At 76.8% G+C, this 2,758-nt stretch carries 2 protein-coding genes; both read right to left on the bottom strand.

Features of this window, described 5'->3' with window-relative positions; all coding sequences use genetic code 11:
• Positions 1-1,774: beta-ketoacyl synthase N-terminal-like domain-containing protein (locus tag ACFVXK_RS38000; RefSeq protein ID WP_389621787.1), on the bottom strand; the 1,774-nt coding region annotated here is incomplete at its 3' end.
• Positions 1,775-1,847: 73 nt separating this feature from the next.
• Positions 1,848-2,758, bottom strand: a 911-nt coding sequence (locus ACFVXK_RS37995; RefSeq protein WP_389621784.1) for an MMPL family transporter, incomplete at its 5' end; no start/stop codon positions are given.

Genomic DNA, 2,758 nt, shown 5'->3' with positions numbered 1-2,758 from the left:
GGTCCCGCATCATGCCCGGCCGCTGGCTGCCCTGGCCGGGGTAGAGCAGGGCGACGCGGCGCTGTGCGGGCGGCAGCGGGGCCCCGGCGGCGAAGGCGTCGTCGCCGAGGTCGCCGCGGGCGCCGTCCTCCAGCTGCCGGCGGGCCCGGCGCAGCCGCTCCGTGAACTCCTCCGTGTCGGCGGCCACGATCGCCAGACGGGTCTTCAGCGGCTCGCGGCCGCCCAGCGTGTGGGCCAGCGCCCCCAGCGGGGGCCGGTCCGCCGGGTCGAGTGCCTCGAGGGCGTCGAGCACGTCGCCGATGTGGCGGTCCAGCAGCCGGGGGCTGCCGGCCGACAGGAGGACCAGCTGGGGCGTGCCGGCGCCGGGAAAGGGGGCCTCCAGCGGCGGGCGGGCCGGGGACGGCGAGGGCCGTTCCTCCAGCACCACGTGGACGTTGGTGCCGCCGAAGCCGAAGGAGCTCACGGCGGCCCGGAGCGGGGTGTCCCCGTCCTTCCACGGTCGCGGGGTCTCGGCGAAGCGCAGGCCGGCCGCGGCGACGCCCAGGTCCGGGTGCGGGGCGGTGCGCGGCTGCGGCACGATCGTGCGGTGGTGGACCACCAGGGCCGTCTTGATCAGGCCCGCGATGCCCGCCGCCGACAGGGCGTGCCCGATGAGGGCCTTGCCCGAGCCGAGCCAGCACAGGCTCGGGTCGTCGTCCGGCCACTCGGTGCGCAGCCGCCGCAGCGCCTCGATCTCGGCGCGGTCGCCCGCGGCGGTGCCCGTGCCGTGGGCCTCCAGGAAGCCGACGGAGGACGGGGGCACCCCGGCGTCCTCGTAGGCCCGGCGCATGGCGCGCAGCTGGCCCTCGGCCGTGGGCACCAGCGGGCCGGGGGAGGCGCCGTCGTTGGCGGAGCCGATGCCCCGGATCACGGCGTAGACGCGGTCCCCGGCGGCGAGTGCGTCGGCGAGCGGCCGGATGACGACCGTGCCGGCGCCCTCGCCGAGGACGAAGCCGTCGGCCTCCGCGTCGAACGGGCGGCACACCCCGGCGGCGGACAGCGCGCGCAGCCGGGAGAAGCCGATCAGGCTGTCGGGCGTGAGGTTGAGGTACACGCCGCCGACGACCGCGATCCGGCAGGTGCCCCGGTGCAGCTGGGCGATCGCCTGGTCGAGGGCGACGAGGGAGCCGGAGCAGGCGGCGTCCACGGCGAAGCTGGGGCCGCCGAGGTCGAACTGCCGGCTCACCGTTCCGGCGGCCATGTTGAGCAGGCTCCCGGGCAGGGTGAAGGACTGCACGGCGCCGAACCGCCGGGCCTGCTCCCGGGCGGCTCCGCGGTCGAAGGCGCCGTCCGCGGCCCCCTCCTCCTCGGCCAGGGAGATCGCCCGCAGCGGGGCCGCCATCAGGTCCTTGTAGTCCGAGACGGAGAGGCCGAAGAAGACGCCGGTGTTCTCCCGGTCGAAGTCGCCGCGCCCCAGTCCCGCGTCGTCGAGGGCCTCGCGGGTCACGTCGAGCATCAGCCGGTGCTGCGGGTCCATGGCCCGGGCGCGGGCGGGGGGCACCCCGTAGTGGAGGGCGTCGAAGCGGTCCACCCCGTCCAGGAAGGCGACCTGGTCGGTGTAGGCGGCGTGGGTGGCCGAACGGTCTCCGGGCTCGTGGTAGGTCCCGTGGTTCCAGCGCTCCGCCGGGACGGAGGAGAACTGGCGCTCCGCGCTCATCAGGAGCTCCCAGTAGGCGCGGGTGTCCCGGGCGCCCGGGAAGCGGCAGCCGAGTCCGGTGATGGCGATGTCGGTCATGACGGTGTTCCTTCGGTGTGTGGTGCGCGTGGTGGTGACGGGGACGAGGGGGAACGGGGCGGGGCGCGCCGGGTCAGGGAGGCGCGGGGACCGGGGGCGGGGGCGCCGCCAGGACCGCCCGGGTCGGGCACCGGCCGGCCGCAGGGGGCGGGGGCGGCGCGGGCCGGGGCGGCGCGGGCCGGGGCGCCGGCCGTGCGGCGGTCACCGGCCAGGGCGCCCACCAGTTCCAGGCGCCCGCCAGGCGCATCAGCGCCGGTACCAGGACCCCCCGCACCAAGGTGGCGTCGAGGAGGACGCCGAGACCGGCGCCGATGCCGAAGAACTGCAGGAGGGACACCTGCGAGGTGCCGAAGCTCAGCAGGGTGAACGCGAGCAGGGCGCCCGCGGTCGTCACGATGCCGCCGGTGCGGGAGACGCCCGAGACGATCGACGTGGCGTTGTCCTCGCCGGCCTCGTGCGCCTCCTTGATGCGGGCGAGCACGAACACCTCGTAGTCCACCGACAGCCCGAAGACGATGCAGAACAGCAGCACCGGCATGGTCGTGCTGAGCGGCCCGGGCGTGAAGCCCAGCAGGTCGCGCAGATGGCCCGACTGGAACACCCAGACCATCGCGCCGAGGACGGCCGCGAGGCTCAGGGCGTTCAGGGCGATCGCCTTCAGCGGCAGCAGCAGGCTCCGGGTGAAGCCGAGCAGCAGGGCGAAGGTGGTCAGGGCGATCAGGTACAGCGCCAGCGGGAGCCGCGCCCCCACCGTGGCCTTGGCGTCGACCAGGACCGCGCTCGGCCCGCCGACGAGGACGGTGGCCCCCGCCGGGGCCGGAGTGGCTCGGACCTCGCGCACCAGCCGCTGCGCGGCGCTCGACCGGGGGTCGGCCAGCGGCACCACGGAGAGCCGCTGCGGCCCGGCGCCGGCGGCACCCGCCCCGGCCGGGGCGGACCGCGGGGCGGGGCCGGGGGCCGGCTCCGGCAGGCCCTGCCGGAAAC

The organism is Streptomyces sp. NPDC058157 (assembly GCF_042884105.1).
GTDB lineage: Bacteria > Actinomycetota > Actinomycetes > Streptomycetales > Streptomycetaceae > Streptomyces.
This window is presented reverse-complemented; position numbering and strand designations above follow the sequence as displayed.